The organism is Streptomyces sp. adm13(2018), from assembly GCF_008042145.1.
Lineage (GTDB): Bacteria > Actinomycetota > Actinomycetes > Streptomycetales > Streptomycetaceae > Streptomyces.
The window spans coordinates 1,130,737-1,133,220 of sequence record NZ_RDBH01000129.1 but is presented as its reverse complement, the minus strand read 5'-3'; the positions used below and the strand labels follow the sequence as shown (position 1 = coordinate 1,133,220).

3 protein-coding genes are annotated in these 2,484 nt (G+C 75.7%); all 3 read right to left on the bottom strand.

Translation table 11 applies throughout. The features are described from left to right. Positions 1-443: 443 nt before the first annotated feature. Complete coding sequence (locus tag EAO70_RS21835) at positions 444-698, bottom strand: HGxxPAAW family protein (protein ID WP_148004529.1); 255 nt, start codon at positions 696-698, stop codon at positions 444-446. Positions 699-943: 245 nt separating this feature from the next. Then, a complete protein-coding gene (locus EAO70_RS21830; RefSeq protein WP_148004528.1) occupies positions 944-1,594 on the bottom strand; it encodes a TIGR02234 family membrane protein in 651 nt (216 codons plus the stop codon). A gap of 14 nt (positions 1,595-1,608) precedes the next feature. After that, on the bottom strand, positions 1,609-2,484 hold an 876-nt coding region (locus tag EAO70_RS21825; RefSeq protein WP_187283981.1), incomplete at its 5' end, for a chorismate-binding protein.

The window sequence follows — 2,484 nt, the reverse complement described above, 5'->3', positions numbered from 1 at the left end:
GGGCTGCGCTCTCGCGCGTCCGGGGTGAGAATCACCGGATGGACCCGCAGCCGACGACCGGCGCCGTGACCGACCCATCAGGCACCCGACCGGGTGAACCCGCGCCCCCGAGCGAGGCCGGGCCGGAGACCCCCGAGCAGCCGGGGCGGCCCCCGCGGGCGGCGGAACCGGATGCCCCGCTACGGCGGGCGCGTGGATCGGGGCCGAGTGACCCGCCACCGGGGGCAGCGCTGTCGGGTGACCCGCCACCGGGGGCCGCCCCGGCTGCTCGGGGGTCTCCGGCCCGGCCTCGCTCGGGGGCGCGGGTTCACCCGGTCGGGTGCCTGATGGGTCGGTCACGGCGCCGGTCGTCGGCTGCGGGTCCATCCGGTGATTCTCACCCCGGACGCGCGAGAGCGCAGCCCGGCACGACCGGGCTGCGCTCTCGGGTGTGTCGCTGTGCGTCAGGCGCGGGCCCGCGCGCTCACGGTCGCGGCCTCACGGGCGGCGGCGACGGCCGCCGTCTCCTTCGGCATGCCGAGGCCCGCGACCTTCATCGCGCCGCCGACGATGCCGCCGAGCACGATGACGCCCACGCCCGCCCAGAAACCGGGCTGGTTGGCGGCCACCATGAAGACGCCGGCGATGCAGAAGCCGATGAAGGAGATGATGACACCGGTCCAGGCGGCCGGGGTGTGTCCGTGGGCGCTGCCCGCCATGAGTTGCTCCTCGTTGCAGTTGCTCGATGGTGAGGTCACGCGTGCGCGGACTCTCGGCGCTCATTGTCCCGCACGCGGGCCCGCGAGGGTGACTCGGGGGTACCGGGACGATCTACGCGTCGCGGCGGGGAGCCGAAGGAGGGCGGCGCCGGGAGCCGAGGCCGGAGGACCGGACGCCGCGAAGCGCCCCGCCCGGAGCGGGGCACGCCCGCCGAAAGTCCCGGCCGAATCGTCCGGCAGTCGGTTCAGGCCCCGCGGGTCGGGTCCTCGCCGCGGTCCAGGGCCTTCCACAGGTCCTCGGGGCGGTCCTGGCCGGTGGCCGGGGCCTTGCGGGCCGCCCGCGGGGCGCCCGTGCGTTCGTAGCGGCCGCCCATCGCGGGCCAGGTCTTGCCGAAGCGCAGCGCGAGGAGGCCGGCGATCAGGATGAGGGCGGCGCCCGCGGCGGTCACGTACGGCCAGACGGTGTGGCCGAGTCCGGCCACGGCGGCCGCGGTGTCGCCGCTGATGCGGGCGGCCTCCGCGTCCAGGGCCGCGCGGTCGGAGGCGCCGAGGATCGCGGCGAGCGCGGCGCCCGCGCCGCTGAGCGTGAGGAGCGCGGCGACGAGGGTGCGTCCGGTGCGGCGGACGGCGAAGACGGCGAAGAGCGCGGCGAGGCCGACGATCGCGAGGGCGGTCGGCACACCGGTGACGGTGCCGCCGTCGGCCTCGACGGGGACGCTGCCGCCGCCGACGGAGGCGGTGCCCTCCGCCCAGATCTGGCCGGCGGAGAGCAGGACGACGGTGGCGCCCAGGGCACCGAGGAGGAGGGCCGCGGCCAGGCTGCGGCGGCCGCCGCCGGGGACGGCCGCGCGGGCGGCCCGGGGCTGGGGTACGGGTACGGCACTCACGTACCCCACTATCCCCTACGCGCTCAGGCGCCGTTCATCCGGTTGGCGGTGTGGACGGCGCGCAGGACGGCCGCGGCCTTGTTCCGGCACTCGTTGTCCTCGGCCACCGGGTCGGAATCGGCCACCACACCCGCTCCGGCCTGCACATACGCGGTTCCGTCGCGGAGCAGGGCGGTGCGGATGGCGATGGCGGTGTCCGCGTCGCCCGCGAAATCGAGATAACCGACACATCCGCCGTACAGCCCGCGCCGGGAGGGTTCGAGCTCCTCGATGATCTGCATGGCCCGGGGCTTGGGCGCGCCGGAGAGCGTGCCGGCCGGGAAGCAGGCGGTGAGGACGTCGAACGCGGTCCTCCCCTCGGCGACCCGGCCGGTCACGGTGGAGACGATGTGCATGACGTGCGAGTAGCGCTCGACGGACATGAAGTCGACGACCTCGACGGAGCCGGGGGCGCAGACGCGGCCGAGGTCGTTGCGGCCGAGGTCGACGAGCATGAGGTGCTCGGCGCGCTCCTTGGGGTCGGCGAGCAGCTCCTCCGCGAGGTCGTGGTCCTCCTGCGGGGTGGCGCCGCGGTGCCGGGTGCCGGCGATGGGGTGGAGCAGGGCGTGCCCGTCCTCCACCTTGACGAGGGCCTCGGGGCTGGAGCCGACGACGTCGAAGCCGTTCTCGAAGCGGAAGAGGTACATGTACGGGGACGGGTTGGTGGCCCGCAGGACCCGGTAGACGTCGAGGGCGGAGGCGCTGCAGGGGGTCTCGAAGCGCTGCGAGGGGACGACCTGGAAGGCCTCGCCGGCCCGGATGCGCTCCTTGATGTCCTCGACGGCGTCCTGGTAGGCGGGGCCGCCCCAGAGCGCGGAGAACTCGGGGAGCGCGGAGGCGGGCAGCGCGGTGGGGGCGGT